This window comes from Streptomyces griseorubiginosus, assembly GCF_017614965.1.
In the GTDB taxonomy this organism is placed as follows: Bacteria; Actinomycetota; Actinomycetes; order Streptomycetales; family Streptomycetaceae; genus Streptomyces; species Streptomyces griseorubiginosus_B.
The window spans coordinates 34605-52607 of sequence record NZ_WVUG01000024.1; the positions used below are offsets into that span (position 1 = coordinate 34605).

Consider the following 18003-nt stretch of genomic DNA (forward strand, 5'->3'; position numbering starts at 1 on the left):
GATCCGGTGCGGTGGGTACGTCCCTCATGCTTCCGCGCGGCACCGAGCGGGTCGATTACCTCCGACGTCATGAACCCCGCACGGGCCGGGTACTCGGTCCCTCCCCCGGGAAGGGAGTCGATCGTGAGCGGCACGACGGGCAGCAGGATCGTGGTCACGGGCGCCACCGGCAACGTCGGTACCAGCGTGGTGCGCGCCCTGGCCGAGGAATCGGACGTCGGCTCCTTGCTGGGGCTGGCCCGGCGGATACCCGAGTGGTCCCCGCCGCGGACGGACTGGTCCCCGGTCGACCTGGCGTCGGAGCGCACGGATCTGGCCAACGTGTTCGCGGACGCCGACGCGGTGGTGCATCTGGCCTGGGCCTTCCAGCCCACGCATGATCCGGCCGTGACGTGGCGGACCAATGTCCTCGGCAGTATCCGGGTGTTCGAGGCGGTGGCGAGGGCGGGGGTGCCGACGCTGGTGCACGCCTCGTCGGTCGGGGCGTACTCGCCGGGGCCGAAGGGACGCGCGGTGGACGAGTCATGGCCGACGCACGGCTGGCCGGATGCGGCGTACTGCCGGGAGAAGGCGTATCTGGAGCGCGCCCTGGACACCTTCGAGCGGGAGCATCCCGAGGTGCGGGTGGTGCGGATGCGGCCGGCGTTCCTGTTCAAGCGGGAGTCGGCGAGCGAGCAACGCCGGATCTTCGGCGGACGGTTCCTGCCGGGGCCGCTGGCGCGTCCGGAGATGCTGCCGTTCCTCCCGGACATCCCGGGGCTGCGGGTGCAGGCACTGCACACCGACGACGCGGCCCGGGCGTACCTCCTCGCGCTCGCCGGGGAGGTCCGCGGCGCCTTCAACCTGGCCGCCGAGCCGCCGGTCGACGCGGAGATGCTGGGCGAGATGCTGGGCTCACGCCCGGTGCGGCTCCCCCGCGCCGCGGCCCGCAGGGCGATCGCCGCCGCCTGGGGACTTCACCTGCTGCCCGCCTCGCCCCACCTCTTCGACGCGGTCCTGCGGCTGCCGCTGATGGACTGCACCCGCGCCCACACTGAGCTGGGCTGGCAGCCCGAGCACACGGCGACGGAGGTCCTGGAGGAGTTCCTGCAGGGCCTGCAGCACGGGTCGGGAGCCGACACGGAGCCGCTGCGCGGACGCAAGGTCGGATGAGGCCCAGGATCCACAGCCCAAGGGGTGTGAGCCGAGGGCTCACACCCCGTCTTCGTCCAGCCTCTCCCGCTGGGGCACCACCGTGTACTTGGGGTCCTTCGCCGAGGCCACGCCCGCCGCGAACACGCCGAAGCGGGTGCAGGCCGAGCCGGCGAGGAGGGCCAGACCCGAGGCGATCGCCGGACCGCGGCGGCCGCCCAGGGCCACCGCGCCCAGCCCGCCTGCCGCCGTCAGCACCCGGGCCGCCCGCAGCAGGTTTCCGGCCCGGCCCTCCTTCCAGGTCTCCGCGACCATCCCCAGCCGCCGCTCCGCGGCCGTCTCCACCGCCGCGTCGGCCAGCGCGGCCAGCCCCGCGGCGCAGCGCGCCGGCGCGTTCTCGCCGGTGGGACCGACCGCCATAGCCATCCCGGCCGCCGCGGCCGTCGCGGAGGCACCGAAGAGGTACGGCAGCTCACGATGGGCCCCGTGCCAGGCCGGTACGGCGGTGTCCGCAGCCAGCACCCCGGTGTACGTGGCCACGGCGGGCCCCAGCAGTGCCGCGACTCCGGTTGCCGCGCCCCCGAGCCGCGGCAGCCGGCCGGTCACGGCGCTCGCCGCCGCCGCGCCCGCCGCCGGTCCGTAGACCGACAGCAGCCAGGACCCCACGCTCATGGGCGAGGTCGGCTTGAACACCCGCAGCATGTTCGCGAACCGGCCGGGCCGGCCCAGGTCATGGATCAGCGCGGCCGCGGACAGCGAGATCGCGCCGAGCGAGGACACCTTCAGCGCCGTGGCGGTCGTCGTACGGCCGGTCAGGTGCGCGCCCGCCGCGAGCACCGACCCGGCGCCCGCGAGCCCGCCCAGGAAGAAGTACCCGGCGATGTCGGGGGCGGCCCAGGACGGCGCCTTGATGACGGGACGGCCGTAGTACGACTGGAATTCCGCGGGTGGCACCATCGCCTGCTCGCCCCGCCGGCGCCTGCGCCCCGAGCGCTGCGGGCGTTGCGAAACGGTCATCGCCGGCCCCTTCCCGCGAGCGCGAAGCAGGCCGCGACCCCGCCCAGCAGGGACAGGGCGGCCGCGCCCGCGTGCTTCCACATGGCCGGCAGGTCCCGGGTGGTGACGACCGGGTCCGGCGGCAGCCCGTACACCTCCGGCTGGTCCAGCAGCAGGAAGAACGCGCCGTCGCCGCCCACGCCGTCGTCGGGGTCGTCGCCGTAGAGCCGGGCCTCGGTGACGCCGGCCTCGTGCAGCTGGTCGACGCGCAGCGCGGCCCGCTCGCGCAGTTCGTCCAGCGGGCCGAACTGGATGGACTCGGTGGGGCAGGCCTTGGCGCAGGCCGGTTCCTGTCCCGCGCCAAGGCGGTCGTAGCACATCGTGCACTTGAACGCCCGGCCGTCGTGCGGGCGTTGCTCGATGACGCCGTACGGGCAGGCCGGCACGCAGTAGCCGCAGCCGTTGCAGATGTCCTCCTGCACGACGACGGTGCCGAACTCGGTGCGGAACAGCGAGCCCGTGGGGCACACGTCGAGGCAGGCGGCGTGGGTGCAGTGCTTGCACACGTCGGAGGACATCAGCCAGCGCAGTTCGTCCGAGCCGTCGACGGCCGTCTCCTGGGCACTCGCCCCGCCCTCGACGACGGGCAGTTCGGTACGGCCGTCGGGGCGCGGCTGCTCGATGAAGGCGACGTGCCGCCAGGTGGAGGCGCCGAGCGCCTGAGTGTTGTCGTAGGACATGCCGGTCAGGGACAGGCCGTCCTCGGGGATGGCGTTCCACTCCTTGCAGGCCACCTCGCAGGCCTTGCAGCCGATGCAGACGGAGGTGTCGGTGAAGAACCCGACGCGTTCCTCGCTCACTTGCGCACCTCCGTCCCGGTGGTCCCGGTGATGCTGGCCCGCCGCCGGTACTCGGCCACCAGCTTCGGCAGGTCCGGTCCGCGCGGGCGGCGGCCGGGGAGGATGTCGGCGGACAGCGCCTTGTCCTCCTGGATGTGGGCGTTGGGGTCGAGGGAGATGGAGGTCAGCTCGTTGGCCGCGTCGCCCGGGGAGACACCGTTGGGTCCCCAGTGGAAGGGCAGGCCGATCTGGTGGACCGTGCGGCCCTGCACCCGCAGCGGGCGGATCCGCTCCGTCACCAGCACCCGCGCCTCCACGGCGTTGCGGGCGGTGACGACGGTGGCCCAGCCGCCGTTCTCCAGGCCGCGCTCGCGGGCCAGTTGGGGCGAGACCTCGCAGAAGAACTCCGGCTGAAGTTCGGACAGGTACTCGGACCAGCGGCTCATGCCGCCCGCCGTGAAGTGCTCGGTCAGCCGGTGCGTGGTGACGACGTACGGGAAGACGTCGGCGCCCTTCTCGTCGCCGCTGGGGTGGTAGCGGTTGCCCTCGCGGGGCATCAGCTGGCGCACGGGGCTGCGCGGGGTCGTCGGGTACAGGGCGTTGGGGAAGGGCGAGTCCTGGGGCTCGTAGTGGGTCGGCAGCGGACCGTCCTCGAGGCCCGCCGGGGTGTAGAGCCAGCCCTTGCCGTCGGCCTGCATGATGAACGGGTCGTCGCCGCGCAGCGCGTCGGGGCCCTCGGCGTCCTCGTCGGGGATGTGGTCGGGGGCGCGGTCGGGCACGAAGTCCGGGACGTCGTGGCCGGTCCACTTCCCGGCCTCCGCGTCCCACCAGACGTACTTCTTGCGTTCGCTCCACGGGGTGCCGTCGGGGGCGGCGGAGGCGCGGTTGTAGAGGATGCGCCGGTTGGCGGGCCAGGCCCAGGCCCATTCGGCGGCCACCCAGTCCTGCTCCGAGCCGGGCTTCTTGCGCGCGGACTGGTTGACGCCGTCGGCGTAGACACCGCAGTAGATCCAGCAGCCGCAGCGGGTGGAGCCGTCGTCCTTCAGCTCGGTGTAGGCGCTGAGCGGGCTGTTGTCGGGACCGTGGCCGCTGATCTCGGCGAGGACGGCGTCGGCGACCGGTTCCTCCAGCTCGCCGGTGACCGGGTAGTCCCAGGCGAGGTCCTGGATCGGGCGGTCCATGGGGTCGGTGGAGCCGGCCAGCCGTTCCTTGATGCGGCGCCCCAGGTGGTACATGAACCACAGGTCGCTGCGCGCGTCGCCCTCCGGTTCGACTGCCGCGTAGTGCCACTGCACCCAGCGGTTGGTGTTGGTGAAGGAGCCGGACTTCTCGGTGTGGGCGGCGGCCGGGAAGAAGAACACCTCGGTGCCGATGTCCTCGGTGCGCAGCTCGCCGCTCTCGATCTCGGGACCGTCCTTCCACCAGGTCGCCGACTCGATGAGGGAGAAGTCGCGCACGACCAGCCACTCCAGGTTGGCCATGCCCAGGCGTTGCAGCCGGGTGTTGGCGGAGCCGACGGCCGGGTTCTCGCCGAGCAGGAAGTAGCCCTTGCAGTCGCCGTCGAGCTGGGCCATCACCGTGTCGTAGGTGGAGTGCGAGCCGGTCAGGCGCGGCAGGTGGTCGAAGCAGAAGTCGTTCTCCGGGGTGGCGGCGTCGCCGTAGTAGGCCTTGAGCAGGCTGACGAGGTAGGCCCGGATCTCCGACCAGAAGCCCTTCAGCGTGCGGGTCGTCTCGATGAAGTTGTCGAGGTTCATGTCCTCGTGCGCGTGCGGCATCGGGATGTAGCCGGGCAGCAGGTTGAACAGGGTCGGGATGTCGCTGGAGCCCTGGATGGAGGCGTGGCCGCGCAGCGCCTGGATGCCCCCGCCGGGGCGGCCGATGTTGCCGAGCAGCAGCTGCAGGACGCACGCGGCGCGGATGAACTGGGAGCCGGTGGTGTGCTGGGTCCAGCCGACGGCGTAGCAGAAGGCGCTGGTGCGCTCGGGTCCGGAGTTGCGGGTCAGCTCGTCGCACACGCGCAGGAAGGTCTCGCGGGGGATGCCGCAGACGTCCTCGACCATCTCGGGGGTGTAGCGGGCGTAGTGGCGCTTGAGGACCTGGTAGACGCAGCGCGGGTGCTGGAGGGTCTCGTCGGTGGGGGCGCGGTGCCCGGTGCGGGCGCCGCCGGAGCCGTGCGCCTCGGCGCCGGCGGCCTTGCGGGTGCGCTCCTCGTACAGCTCGTCGGCCTCGCCCGCGGGCTGCTGGATCTCCACGCCCTCGTACTGCCAGGTGGTGGGGTCGTAGTGGGCCTTCTCCGCGTCGAGTCCGGAGAACACGCCGTCGAGGTCCTCGGTGTCCTGGAAGTCCTCGCTGACCAGGGTGGCGGCGTTGGTGTACTTCAGGACGTACTCGCGGAAGTCCTTCTCCTCGGTCAGGACGTGGTTGATGATCCCGCCGAGGAAGGCGATGTCGGTGCCGGCGCGGATCGGGACGTAGAGGTCGGCGAGGGCGCTGGTGCGGTTGTAGCGGGGGTCGACGTCGATGATGCGGGCGCCGCGCTTCTTGGCCTCCATCACCCACTGGAAGCCGACCGGGTGGCACTCGGCGAAGTTGGAGCCCTCGATGACGATGCAGTCGGAGTGCTGCAGGTCCTGCATGAAGGTGGTGGCGCCGCCGCGGCCGAAGCTGGTGCCGAGTCCGGCGACCGTCGCGCTGTGACAGACCCGGGCCTGGTTCTCCACCTGGACCACGCCGAGGCCGGTCAGCAGCTTCTTGATGAGGTAGTTCTCCTCGTTGTCCAGCGTCGCGCCGCCGAGGCTGGCGATGCCCATGGTGCGGGCGGTGCGCATCCCCTCGCGCTCCCACTCCCAGGTCTCGCGCCGGGTGCGGATGACCCGCTCGGCGACCATGTCCATCGCCGTGTCCAGGTCGAGGGTCTCCCAGTCGCCGGAGTACGGACGGCGGTACAGCACCTGGTGCTCACGAGCCGGTCCGGTGGTCAGCTGGAGCGTGGCCGAGCCTTTGGGGCACAGACGGCCGCGGCTGACCGGGGAGTCGGGGTCGCCCTCGATCTGGACGACCTTCTCGTCCTTCACGTAGACCTGCTGGCCGCAGCCGACCGCGCAGTAGGGGCAGACGGACTGCACGACCCGGTCCGCGCGGTCGGTGCGCGGGCGCAGGCTCTCGGTGTACGGCGATTTCGCGGCGGCACCCCGACCCGTGCGGTCGGTGCCGGTGAGCTGTCGGTAGACGGGCCAGGAGCGGACCCGGTCGCCCATACCCATGATGGCTCCCTGTCACGGTCAGGCGGAGGACTCGTCCGGCGCGGGATGTTCGGGGTGGACGGTGGCCGAGCGGGGGCCGTCCTGGCGTCCCGTCCCGGCCTCGTCGGTGTCGGGCGTGTCCGACTCGTTCTCCGCGTCGGCCGGCAGCGGAATGTCCAGGGGATCCTCACCCTCACGCACCTGCTGGTCCGGCAGATCCCTCGGCACGGGCTCGCCGCCCTGGCCTGTGTCACGCCGATCGGCCACGGCGTACTCCCTTCACCTCGTCGGGCGAGACGCGAGTACCTCCGGGCGCGACGCGCGAAACGTCCGTGTGCGCGGATGACTGCCGTGACCGGCGCGTCGCTGCGCCTCAGTGGGGAGCGCGCTCCTCCAGCGCCGTCCGCCAGGCCGGGACCGGCCCCTCGGGAGCGGGTTCCAGGCGCCGCCCGCCACGGGCGAAGAAGTCGGCGAGCGGCAGGATCGCCGCACCGACGGTGACCGCGTCCGGACCGAGCCGGCCCAGGTCGATCGTGACCTTCTCGGCCGGGTGCCGCAGCGCGTACGAGGCCGCGTGCCGGCGTACCGCGGGCAGGAACCGCGTACCGAGCTGGAGCCCCGCCCAGCCGCCGATGAGGATCCGCTCGGGCTGGAAGAGGTTGATCAGGTCGGACAGTCCGGCGCCCAGGTACTCGGCCGTCTCCTCCAGTACGGCCAGAGCGACCGGGTCGGCCGTGCCACCCTCGGCCGGGTACGCGGCGGCCAGCATCGCGGTCAGCGCCGTCTCCTCGTCGGTGCCCTCCGGGGGCCGTCCGCCCTCCTCGCGCCAGCGTTCCAGCAGGGACTCCGCCCCGGCGTAGGCCTCCAGGCAGCCGAGCGCGCCGCACCGGCAGCGGCGCCCCCTGACCCGTACCGTCAGATGCCCCCACTCGACGGCCCGGCCGTGCTCCACCTCCGGGGTGACCAGACAGGCGCCGACGCCGGAGCCGAACAGGACGACGATCGCGTTGTGGGCCCCGCGTCCGGCGCCGAACCACATCTCGGCCTGGCCGAGGGTCTTGGCGCCGTTGTCGATGAAGCAGCGGACGGTGTCCGGGAGCCCGGACGTCGAGCGGAGCAGCGCCTCCAGCGGGACCGCGTCCCAGCCGATGGTCTGCCCGTGCACGACGGCGCCGCGGTCGGAGGTGTGCTCGACGATGCCGGGGACGCCGATGCCGACGCCCAGCAGCCGGCCGGTGTCGACTCCGGTGCCGGCGAGCACCTCGGCGATTCCGTCGCGGATGTGGCCGACGATGACCTCGACCTCGTACCGCTGCTGGGTGAGGGGCCGCTCGGCGCGGGCGAGTTCGGTGAGGGTGAGGTCGAACAGCTCGACGCGGACGCGGGTCTCGCCGACGTCGACGCCGATCATGTGGCCGGCGCCGGGTGCCACGCGCAGCAGGGTGCGGGGGCGGCCGCCGTCGGAGTCGACGCTGCCGGCCTCCTCGACCAGCCCGTCGGCGACCAGGTCCGCGACGACGTTGCTCACCGAGCCGGAGCTCAGTCCGGTGACCGGGCCGAGCTCGAAGCGGCTGAGCGGTCCGTCGAAGTAGAGCCGCTGCAGCACGGCCGTGCGGTTGGCCCGCCTGAGGTCCCGTACCGTACGCCCGTTCCGCCCTGCCATGTGGCTCCTTCCGAACCCTGTCCGAGCTGCAACATACCTCCGCGGGCGGGCCCGGCGCGACATTCCTCCAACCCTTAGTTCACGCTGTGAGCTAAGAGACGGTGCTCTGCGGCGGGCTATGCGGCGGAGCTGGAGGCCAGATCCTCGATCTCGTCCAGGGCCGCGACGAGTTCGGGGGCGACCCGTTCCTGCCGCCACTCCTCGTGCTCCAGTCCGCGCGGGACGACCTCCGTCAGCATGATCAGGTAGAGGTAGGCCCGGTAGAGGGCGAGCCGCAGCAGGGCCCCCCGGTCGAACTCCGTGCGGCCGCCGGCCTCGCGGTAGCCCGCCAGGAACGCCTCGTCCTTCCTGATGTCGCCGAGCAGCGCCAGGGAGACGAAGTCGGCCAGCGGGTCGCCCCAGAACATGCGCTCGCCGTCGATCAGCCCGCCGATACGGGGCTCCCGCGCCGAGCGGTCGAGCAGGATGTTGCCCTGCCACAGGTCGAAGTGGACGAGGCGCGGGACGGTGACCGCGTCGAGCGCGCCGTAGGCGGGGCGGACGGTCCGGGCCACCTCGTCGACGGGGCGGGGCAGCCGGGCCCGGTACTCGCGGGCGTCGTCCAGGACGGCGTCCAGCATTCCGGCGAACGCCGTGCGCCAGTCGGCGACGAGCGGACCGAGCGCCCCGGACGGATACCCGAACCCCGGCCCGGTCACCCGGTGCAGCCGCGCCACCTGGCGTCCCAACTCGGTCCGCAGCGGCGGCCGTTCGGCCGGCGGCAGCGAGTCGTCCCAGGGATCGCCGGGGCACGCGGTCATCAGCAGGACCTCACGCTCGGCGTCGAGCGCGACCACTCGCGGTGCGGGCACGTCGGCCTGCTCGGCGCCCCGGTAGAACTCCGCCTCCGCGACGAGCAACCTTCGCTCGTGGCGCAGGCCCGGGGTGTCCGGCGCGACCTTGAGCACATAGCGGACACCGTCGGTGAGCCGCAGCTCCTCGACGGTGTTGTAGGTGCCGCCGCTCAGGGGCCGCAGCCGGGCGAGTCGGTCGGGCGGGATGTCCGCGCCCGCCAGGATGCCTCGGGCCCGCTCCCAGGAGTCCACCACCGTGCGCCCACCTCTCCCCTGCCGATCACGTCATCGACGTAACGCCCGTCCGCGACGAGTGCGTCGATCCACTCCTCGGCCGCCTCCGTGTCCGCGCCCGGCGTGCGATCACGGAACAGGGTACGGAACGCCTCCCGCACACCGGGCGCCATTCCCGAACCGTCGCCACGGGCGCACACCCCGGCCCCGGCGGCGAGCAACGCCCGCACCTCGTCGGCGTGCAGGAAGTCGACGTCGGGTCGTTACGGCCGGAATAGCAGAGAACAGGGAGCGAGTCCGGCGCTCGCCGCGGTGCGGTCGGCGACGGCACCCCAAATCATGATCACCGGGGTGGCGTGGTCGGCGATGCGGGTCAGGGCGCGTTCTCCGGCTCGGGCGGGGCGGTGGTTGTGGCCCGGGGGATGAGCCGGGTCGGCAGGACGACGTGCCGGCGGTGGTCGGTGTCGGCCTCGCCGATCAGCTCCAGGGCGAGTTCACCGGCCAGCCGGCCCATCCGTGCCGGGGACTGGGCCACCGTGGTCAGGTCGAGCCAGTCGGCCACCGGCTGGTCGTCGAAGCCGAGGACGGACATCCCCTCCGGCACCGCGATCCGGGCCCTGCGCAGAGTCGCGATCAGGGCGGCGGCGAGTTCGTCCTGCTCGGCGAAGACGGCGGTCGGCGGCTCGCGCAGGCTCAGCAGCTCGCCGAGCGCCTCGGCGACGCCGCGTCCGTCGGCGACCCGGGCCGCCACCACCAGGGAGTCGTCCAGCGGGACACCCGCCTCGGTGAGCGCCTGCTGGTAGCCGAGCACCCGTTCGTGCGAGCTGAAGGCGAACCCGGTGGCGCCCACGGTCTGCATGAAGGCGATCCGGCGGTGACCCAGGTTCAGCAGATGCCGGGTGCCGTTGCGGGCACCGGCCACGTCGTCGACGTACACGCTCGGGCGTCCCTGGGCGTGCTGGCTGACGTAGATCACGGGCATCCCGAGGTCGTCCAGGCGTGTGCTCTCCTCCTCGGTGAGGTCGAAGGAGAACACCAGCAGCGCGTCGGCGTTGCGCCGGGCCGGCAACCGTTCGAAGAACGCGGCCCGTTCGGCGAGGTCGGGTATGACGTAGACGGTCAGCTCCATGTCGGCCGCGCGCAGCAGCGGGCCCAGGCTGGACAGGGCCGAGCCCATGAACCAGGAGTTGAGGGTCGGCACCAGCGCCGCGACCACTCCGGTCCTGCCCGTCACGAGGCTGGAGGCGTGCCGGGAGACGGCGAACTCCAGCTCCCGCGCGGCCCGTTCGACGCGGGCGCGGACCGGCGGCGACACGTTGTCCAGGCCCCGCAGGGTGCGGGAGACGGTGGAGACGGAGACCCCGGCCCGTTCGGCGACGTCGGCCATGGTGGGGTGCCGTCGATCGGCTGGCATGCGCGGACGCTAGCACAGGCGTACGGGAGCCGTGGCAGCGCTGTCACGGCGTTACCGGCACGTAGCGCATTGACGGTGCCACCCTTCAGACCGCAAGCTTGCAAGCGTTGTCACAGGCGAGGAGCGCGCACCCCCATGTCCACCCATCCCGCACCCTGGTGGCGCGACGCCGTCATCTACCAGGTCTACATCCGCAGCTTCGCCGACGGGAACGGCGACGGTGTCGGCGACATCGCCGGCATCCGCTCCCGGCTGCCGTATCTGAAGTGGCTCGGCGTCGACGCCGTCTGGATCAACCCGTGGTACCGGTCCCCGATGGCGGACCACGGTTACGACGTGGCGGACTTCCGTGAGATCGACCCGTTGTTCGGCACGGTCGCCGAGGCGGAGCAGCTCATCGAGGAAGCTCACCGGCACGGGATCCGGGTCATCCCGGACATCGTGCCCAACCACACCTCGGACCGGCACGCCTGGTTCCAGGCGGCGCTGGCGGCCGGTCCGGGCAGCCCGGAGCGGGAGCGCTACGTCTTCCGGCCGGGCCGCGGACCGGACGGTGCCGAGCCGCCCAACGACTGGGTCTCCGCCTTCGGCGGCCCGGCCTGGACCCGCCTGCCCGACGGCGAGTGGTATCTGCACCTGTTCGCCCCGGAGCAGCCGGACCTCAACTGGCGGCACCCGGAGGTCCGCGCGGAGTTCGAGTCGATCCTGCGCTTCTGGTTCTCCCGGGGCGTGGACGGTTTCCGTATCGACGTCGCCCACGGGCTGATCAAGCATCCGGAACTGCCCGACCTGCCGCCGCGCCGGGCGGACGACGGGCCGCGGGAGCACGTCGACCATCCGCACTGGGACCGCGACGAGGTGCACGACATCTACCGGGCCTGGCGCCGGGTGGCCGACGAGTTCCCCGGCGACCGGTCCTTCGTCGCCGAGGCATGGGCGGACACACCGGAGCGGCTGGCCGCCTACGTCCGCCGGGACGGTCTGCACACCGCGTTCAACTTCGACTTCCTGATGTCGAGTTGGGACGCGAAGGACCTGCGCTCCGTCATCGACGACTCCCTCGCGATGCTCGGGGCGGTGGGCGCGCCGGCCACCTGGGTGCTCTCCAACCACGACGTCGTTCGCCATCCCAGCCGCTACGGCCGCAAGGTCGTACGGCGGTGGACGGTGAACGAGCCCTACCGGCCCGAGGGCCCTCTGGACCTGGAGCTGGGCACCCGGCGGGCCCGCGCGGCGGCCCTGCTGATGCTGGCGCTGCCCGGCGGTGCCTACGTCTATCAGGGCGAGGAGCTGGGGCTGCCGGAGGTGGAGGACCTGCCGGAGGCGGTGTTGCAGGACCCCGTCTGGGAGCGGTCCGGGCACACCGACCGGGGCCGCGACGGCTGCCGGGTGCCGATTCCGTGGTCGGGCCGGAGCGCGCCGTACGGTTTCAGCCCGGACGGCGCGCAGGGCGAGCCGTGGCTGCCGCAGCCGGAGGCGTGGGCCGAGCTGAGCGTGGAGAGGCAGAAGGGGGACGAGCGCTCCATGCTGGCGCTGTACCGCGCGGCGCTGCGGCTGCGGCACGAGCATCCCGCGCTCGGCGACGGCGACCTGGAGTGGCTCGACGCGCCCGCCGGAGTGCTGGTCTTCCGCCGGGAACCCGGATTCGTGTGCGCGGTCAACCTCTCCGCCGCCCCCTGCCCGCTGCCCGGGCACGCGTCGGTGCTGCTGGCCAGCGGCCCGGTGGAGGACGGTGTGCTGGCGCCCGACCAGGCTGTCTGGCTCGCCACCGACGCATACACCCCCGAGCCAGCCGCATGACGGTGTAGCGCTGGGTGATCGGGACGCGCACGCGGGCCACGCAGCCCGCGGGCATGCCCGACGCTTTCACCTGCGCTCCGGCGCCCGGCGCGCCGTCCCCGCTCCCTCCGGTGCGCCGAAGCGGGCGAGGGTGTGCCACACCATCTTCAGGTCCTGCGGTTCGTGGCGGCCGGTGCGGGCGGCGTCCCCGATGATCCGTGGATCGACCACGCCGTCCTGGGCGATCCGGGCACCCAGCTCCACGAACTCCCGTCCGCGGTAGTCCGCGTGCTCGCGCAGCTCGGCCACCGTCAGCCGGTAGCCGGGGTGCCACTCGACGGGGCAGGGCAGCAGGCGGGCCGCGGCCTCGACCGGCGTGCCGCGGTAGCTCGCGTCCAGGACCAGGGCCTCCACCTGCCCGGCGAGGGTGACCCCGCCGTGGACCTGGGCCTCGATGTAGTCGTTCAGGGCGTCCTGCTCGTCGGACTCGGCGAGCGCGACGAGGGACATGCCGGCGGCCACCCCGAAGTCGGTCGGCTCGGCCGCGCTGTCGGGATAGCAGAAGGTGGCGCGGGCCAGGGCGTCGCCGGTGAGCCGGAGGTGCGAGGACCCGAACCGTGGGGCGGCGCCGACCACCTGGCGGCGGAAGTTCAGGGCACCGTAGACGGGCCGCTCGTGCGGGTCGGCCGCGTCGTAGGCGCCGCCGAAGATGCGGCTCTCCCAGCGCCAGCGGTCGCCGCCGGGGTGCGCGGTCAGTCCGCCGTTGCTGGTGCCGGTGACGAACTGCGAGTGGTAGGCGCCGTCCTGGGCCAGCGCCCGGAGGATGGGCAGTCCGCCGATCAGCCGGTCGGGATGGAAGTTCAGCGTGATCCGCACGTCGGCACCGACGGCGGGGCCCGTCGAGCGGGAGGCGACATGACGCAGCGCCTGCCGCGCCCGCTCGGACAGGACGTTCGTGAGTTCCACCGCCGGCTCCTCCCCCGGGCCGCCCGTCTTCGGCCGCGGCTCAGAGGTCGGCCACGGCGAGCACGATCTTCCCACGGTTGTCGCGCCGCTCCAGCGATTTATGGGCCGTGCGGGCCTCTTCGAGGGGTACGACGGTCTCGACCGGTACCCGGAACGCCCCGGAGGCCACGCGTTCGGCCAGTTCGCGTAGGTCGGGGCGGGGATCGTAGCCGTGGATCTGAAGGTTGGTGAGCTGGAAGCCGAGGATGGAGACGTTCTTGGGGTAGAAGTCGCGGGTGTCGATGGTGCTGGGCTCCAGGGCCACGTTGGCGAGCGCGACGACCCGGCCGCCGTGTCCGACCTCGCGCAGACTCCGCTCGAACGCCGGGCCGCCGACCGTGTCGAGGACGACGTCGGCACCGCGCCCGTCGGTCAGCCGCAGCACCTCCTCGACCTCCGCCTCCCCGGAGTGGGCCGATGTGTCGACGACGTCGTGGGCGCCGAACTCCCCCGCCCAGGCGGCCTTTTCGGCCGACCCGGCGAGCGCGATGACCCGCGCGCCGGTCTCGGCGGCGATCTGCACGGCCGCGCTGCCGACCCCGCTCGCGGCGGCCTTCACCACCACCGTGTCGTCCTTGCCGGCCCGGGCGAGCCGCCGCAGGCAGTACCAGGCCGACAGACAGGCGACGGGCAGCGCGGCCGCCTCGACCAGTCCCACACCCTCGGGCAGGGCGGTGACCTGGGTGGCGGGCACGACGGCCAGCTCGGCGTAGAAACCGGGGGCGTTGACGCCGTCCAGCGCCATGACCCGTTGTCCCACCGCGAGTTCGGTCGCCCCTTCGCCCACCGCCGCGACGACACCCGCCGCCTCAACGCCCGGGATCAGCGGCGGCCGGCCGGCCCGGTGGTACTTGCCCGCCCTGATCAGCGCGTCCGCACGGTTCACCCCCGCGGCCGCGACCCGCAACAGGACCTCACCGGGACCCGCCACCGGGTCGGGCACCTCGACCGGCACCAGCACCTCGGGCCCGCCGAACTCGTCGATCCGTACCGCACGCATACCGCACCTGCTTCCTGTCGCAGCCGCACACCCGACTGACACCGGTTGAAGTGGTGTCACTCTCCGACACCCGTTCAACCGGTGTCAAGAGGTTCAGTCGGTGATGCCGACACCTCATGAACCGGTGTACGCTCAGCTCATGACCGGCATCTCGCCCGCCGACCCGGCGCTCGCGTTCCCCTTCATCGGCGGCCGCCCCTGCCTGGACTTCGTGGCGACGCTGGGCCGTCGGCACGCCACCCCGCTGGAGCGGCTCCCGGATCCGGCCGCGCTGGCCCGCTGGTTCGCCGAGGCGGGGCTGGCCGTGGATGACGAGCCGGCTCGCGTCACCGCCCGGGAGCTGGCGGACGCCCGCGTCCTGCGCGAGGCGCTGTACCGGGTCGTACGAGGCGCGATGGCCGGGCAGCGGCCCGAGGCCGCGGACGTCGAACTGGTCAACGCGGCGGCGGCCCGCCCCGACCTGGCGCCCCAGCTGGGCACCCAGCCCTGGTCGGCGCGGCAGCCGGTCCGGGCGGCGCTGGCGACGGTGGCCCGGGACGCCGTACTCCTGGTGCGCGGTCCCCTGCTGGAGCGGGTCAAGAAGTGCGAGAACCCGGACTGTTCCCTGCTCTTCCTCGACGACTCCCAGGCGCGACGACGCCGTTGGTGCTCCATGGAGCGGTGCGGCAACCTCGCGAAGGTGGCCGGCTACCGCTCCCGCAGCCGGGCCGCCCCCGCGCGGTGAAGGCCGGCCGTCAGGAGGAAGCGGGCGTCCAGTGCGGATCGCGGCCGAGGAAGGCCAGCAGGGACTCGGCCCTGTCGTAGTCCGGCGCGACCGTGAGGGCGGGCGCGAACACCCGGTACGCGTCGCGCAGCCGATCGACGAGGTGGTCCGCGGCCGGCCGGATCCCCTCCGCCAGTTCCGCGCTCAGCGGCCGGTCCTGGCCGGTGGCGACGGCGATGTCCCAGGCGTGGACAGCCGCGTCCATGGCGGCCGCCCCGGCGGCGAGCGGAAGGGGCAGCGGGCCCAGGGGCGTCGGCACCTGGCCGGCGTCGTACGGCAATCCGGCGTAGGCGTCGGCCACCTGACGCAACGCCTTGTCGAGTTCGCCCGCCGGGTCACCGTCGAGGGCGTCCGCGGGGTGGAAGGGGTCCGAGTCGGGCCGGCCGCCGGTGATCGCCAGGCCGTAACCCTGCTGGTCGATGCGCGCGTGGTTGAGGACCTGCCGGACGGTCCACTCGCCGCACGGCGTCGCCGCTCCCCAGGCCGACACCGGCACCCCGGCGACCACCTCACCGAGATAGGCGTGCGCGCGTGTGAGAACCTCGAAACCCCGGGTGTCCGCCATCACCGTTCTCCCCTCTTGCCGTCCTTCGACCGTTGCCAACAATCTAGGTTTCCTTGCGGACAGTTACGGTCCGCAAGGAGCACGAGCGCCAAGGAAAGCCGAGCAAGCCAAGCAAGCCAAGGAAGAGGATCAGCGCCAGGTGCCAGATGTACGTGCGTGGACGGCGCCGCTCGTCGAGTTCGTGAAGCGGCGACGGGACCCCGTGGTGGTGCAGACACTGCGGTCGGCCGTCGCGGCGACGGTCGCCTACGTCGTCGCCCTGCGCCTGAGTCCCGAGGCCGCACCGCTGACCGCGCCGCTCACCGCGCTGCTGGTCGTCCAGGTCACCCTGTACGCCACCCTCACCAACGGCATCCGCCGGGTCAACGCCGTCGTGGCCGGTGTCCTGGTAGCGATCGCGTTCAGCCTGCTGGTGGGCCTGACGTGGTGGAGTCTCGCGCTGCTGATCGTGGCCTCGCTCGCGGTCGGACGACTGGTCCGCGTCGACGAGTACGTCCCCGAGGTCGCGATCAGCGCGATGCTGGTGCTCGGCGTCACCACCGTCGGCGACACCGCCTGGGCCCGGATCGTCGAGACGCTGATCGGCGCGGTCGTCGGAATGGCCTGCAATCTGCTGCTGGCACCGCCGGTGTGGGTGGACGAAGCCGGCGAGTCGATCGAGGGGCTGGCCCGCAGGGTGCGGCGCCTGATGCTGCGGATGGGTGAGGAGGCCGCGGGCCGTACTCCGGTCGAGCACGCGACCGAGCGACTGTACGAGGCACGCCGGCTCGACCACGACATCGTCGAGGTGGACGCGGCCCTCCGACAGGCCGAGGACAGTCTGCGGCTCAACCCACGCGTGCGTGAGGGCCTGCTGCACCGGGTGGTGCTGCGCACGGGGCTGGACACGCTGGAGATCTGCACGGTCGTCCTGCGGGTGCTGGCGCGCACGCTCACCGACCTCGCCAAGCAGCGCGATCCGGAGCCGCTGTTCGCGCCGGAGACGGGGGCCGCGGTGGAACGGCTGCTGTCCGAGATCGCGGACGCGGTGGTCAGTTTCGCGGTCCTGGTCACCACCAGCGTGAGCGTCAGCGCCGAGTCGGCCGAGGCCCGGCTGACCGCCGAGCTGCGGCAGGCCGCGGCCACCCGGGACAAGCTCGCCCAGCTGCTCCTCGAGGAGGTGCAGCGCGACGCCCGCACCTGGCAGCTCTACGGCGCCGTGCTGACCGAGGTCAACCGGATCCTGGACGAGATGGACACCGAGCACCGCTCCCGCCGGCTGCTGGAGGAGCTGGACCGCACCTCCCGTGAACAGCGCGAGCGTATGCCGCGGCTGACCCGGCTGCGGGAGAGCCTGCGCGACAGCGGGCGGCTGCGCGTGCCGGAAGTGCTGCGCCGGAACCGCGGCGAGGACGCCCGTCGTTCTAGGTGACATGACCGGATACGAGGGGGCGGGCGGATGAGCGGCGAGGCCGTACGGATCGACGGGGACGTACTGCGGCTGCCGGGCGGGGCGGCGGTGCGGTTCATGCGCACACTGCGGCTGCCCGAGACGGGCACCCATCCGCTGCCGCCGGGGCTCGGTCAGTTCCCGGTGCGCCGGATCTCCGACTACCCCGACACGGTGCCCGAGCAGTGGCGCGCGCGGGGCGGTGTGATGCTGCCGGTGTATCTGCGCGAGGCGATGTGGCTGAGCTTCTACGGCACCGCCGAGCCGGCCGCCCTGCAGGTCGGGGTGGGCAAGGTGTGCGCGGTCTCGGGCGAGCCGTGGAGCGACCGGCTGTCCCGGAACCCGCAGAACTACCTCGTGCTGCCGCGCCAGCCCTGGCTGGACGGCATCAACTCCGGCAAGGGCACGGTCCGGCAGTTCGTGGCCGTGCCGCTGGGCCTCGGGGCGACGGTCGAGGGCCAGGTCACCGGCGAGGAGGTGTGGGGCGGCGTACAGCTGCAGTCCTTCCCGCTGAGCGGGCCGAAGCTCGCCGAGTGGCGGGATGCGGAGCGGCGCCGGGCGCGGGCGTCGCACAGGAAGACGGCGTTGGCAGGCTACGGTGCGGCGATGCCGATGGCGGCGGCGCCGCCTCCCGCCCCGGGCGCGGCCCCGGCCGCCGCGGCGATGGGGCTGGGCGTCGGTGGCTCGATGCGGCAGGAGGTCTACGAGGACGACCGGCCGCTGTCGGACTGGGCCGAGGAGCCGGCGGGGCGCGTGTTCGTGCACCTGGTGACGCCGCCGGAGTGGCGCCGTATCACCGGCGAGGCGCCTCCGCCGTCGCCGGTGGACCGCGCGGCCTACACCCGCGCGGGCCTGCCCTGGTTCGACTACTACGACCAGGACGCGGCCGATCTCGCTCCGACGGACACGCTGGAGGCGGTGAAGCCGGTCGGCGACTGGATCGGCGACGACCACGAGCCCTGGCAGCCCCCGACACCGCACCAGGTGCAGCAGTTGGGTGACGCACCGGGCAAGCCGGTTCAGGACGGCGACTGGTAGGACACCGTCCCGTCTCGGCGACGGCGGGCGCGCCGGCCGCGACCAGGCGGCTACCACCCGCCCCACCCCGAC

General features: G+C 73.0%; 15 protein-coding genes. 5 read left to right on the plus strand and 10 right to left on the minus strand.

Annotated features, from left to right (window positions below; genetic code table 11):
- Positions 1-123: 123 nt before the first annotated feature.
- On the plus strand, positions 124-1152 hold the full coding sequence (locus tag GRC12_RS07540; protein ID WP_208778346.1) for an SDR family oxidoreductase: 1029 nt from the start codon (positions 124-126) through the stop codon (positions 1150-1152).
- A 39-nt stretch (positions 1153-1191) separates the two neighbouring features.
- On the opposite strand, the gene nrfD is transcribed toward GRC12_RS07540, so the two are convergent.
- The 7 genes from nrfD to GRC12_RS07575 form a co-directional block, all read right to left on the minus strand.
- Positions 1192-2088, minus strand: a complete 897-nt coding sequence (gene nrfD / locus GRC12_RS07545) for an NrfD/PsrC family molybdoenzyme membrane anchor subunit (RefSeq protein WP_439959872.1) — start codon at positions 2086-2088, stop codon at positions 1192-1194.
- A gap of 56 nt (positions 2089-2144) precedes the next feature.
- Positions 2145-2987: a 4Fe-4S dicluster domain-containing protein gene (locus GRC12_RS07550; protein ID WP_208778350.1), complete on the minus strand. Its 843-nt coding sequence runs from the start codon at positions 2985-2987 to the stop codon at positions 2145-2147.
- Entirely contained in the window at positions 2984-6229 is a 3246-nt protein-coding gene (gene fdh, locus GRC12_RS07555) for a formate dehydrogenase (protein ID WP_208778352.1), read from the minus strand. Before fdh ends, GRC12_RS07550 begins: the two co-directional genes overlap by 4 nt.
- An 18-nt stretch (positions 6230-6247) precedes the next feature.
- Positions 6248-6475 (minus strand): hypothetical protein, encoded by a 228-nt coding sequence (locus GRC12_RS07560; protein ID WP_208778354.1) that lies wholly within the window; start codon positions 6473-6475, stop codon positions 6248-6250.
- A gap of 106 nt (positions 6476-6581) precedes the next feature.
- Positions 6582-7871: an ROK family transcriptional regulator gene (locus GRC12_RS07565; protein ID WP_208778356.1), complete on the minus strand. Its 1290-nt coding sequence runs from the start codon at positions 7869-7871 to the stop codon at positions 6582-6584.
- A 116-nt stretch (positions 7872-7987) separates the two neighbouring features.
- Positions 7988-8959, minus strand: a complete 972-nt coding sequence (locus GRC12_RS07570) for a phosphotransferase family protein (protein ID WP_208778358.1) — start codon at positions 8957-8959, stop codon at positions 7988-7990.
- 352 nt (positions 8960-9311) lie between these two features.
- Positions 9312-10352 carry a LacI family DNA-binding transcriptional regulator gene (locus tag GRC12_RS07575; RefSeq protein ID WP_308286492.1) on the minus strand — a complete coding sequence of 347 codons (1041 nt, stop codon included), beginning with the start codon at positions 10350-10352 and terminating at the stop codon, positions 9312-9314.
- A 135-nt stretch (positions 10353-10487) separates the two neighbouring features.
- Here GRC12_RS07575 and GRC12_RS07580 point away from each other — a divergent pair, with 135 nt between their 5' ends.
- Positions 10488-12152, plus strand: coding sequence for a glycoside hydrolase family 13 protein (locus GRC12_RS07580; protein WP_208778361.1), 1665 nt, complete (start codon positions 10488-10490; stop codon positions 12150-12152).
- A gap of 66 nt (positions 12153-12218) precedes the next feature.
- Here GRC12_RS07580 and GRC12_RS07585 read toward each other — a convergent pair whose 3' ends face one another.
- Together GRC12_RS07585 and GRC12_RS07590 are read right to left on the minus strand one after the other, a co-directional pair.
- Positions 12219-13097 carry a DUF3626 domain-containing protein gene (locus tag GRC12_RS07585; protein WP_208778364.1) on the minus strand — a complete coding sequence of 293 codons (879 nt, stop codon included), beginning with the start codon at positions 13095-13097 and terminating at the stop codon, positions 12219-12221.
- 40 nt (positions 13098-13137) lie between these two features.
- Entirely contained in the window at positions 13138-14136 is a 999-nt protein-coding gene (locus GRC12_RS07590; RefSeq protein ID WP_208778365.1) for a quinone oxidoreductase family protein, read from the minus strand.
- 139 nt (positions 14137-14275) lie between these two features.
- On the opposite strand from GRC12_RS07590, the gene GRC12_RS07595 reads away from it, so the two are divergent.
- Entirely contained in the window at positions 14276-14860 is a 585-nt protein-coding gene (locus GRC12_RS07595; protein WP_208778367.1) for a CGNR zinc finger domain-containing protein, read from the plus strand.
- Between the two features lie 10 nt (positions 14861-14870).
- On the opposite strand, the gene GRC12_RS07600 is transcribed toward GRC12_RS07595, so the two are convergent.
- A complete protein-coding gene (locus GRC12_RS07600; protein WP_208778368.1) occupies positions 14871-15464 on the minus strand; it encodes a TIGR03086 family metal-binding protein in 594 nt (197 codons plus the stop codon).
- 139 nt (positions 15465-15603) lie between these two features.
- Here GRC12_RS07600 and GRC12_RS07605 point away from each other — a divergent pair, with 139 nt between their 5' ends.
- Both GRC12_RS07605 and GRC12_RS07610 read left to right on the plus strand, forming a co-directional pair.
- On the plus strand, positions 15604-16875 hold the full coding sequence (locus GRC12_RS07605) for an FUSC family protein (RefSeq protein WP_208778370.1): 1272 nt from the start codon (positions 15604-15606) through the stop codon (positions 16873-16875).
- A 27-nt stretch (positions 16876-16902) separates the two neighbouring features.
- Complete coding sequence (locus tag GRC12_RS07610; protein ID WP_208778372.1) at positions 16903-17931, plus strand: hypothetical protein; 1029 nt, start codon at positions 16903-16905, stop codon at positions 17929-17931.
- The last annotated feature ends 72 nt before the right edge of the window (positions 17932-18003 follow it).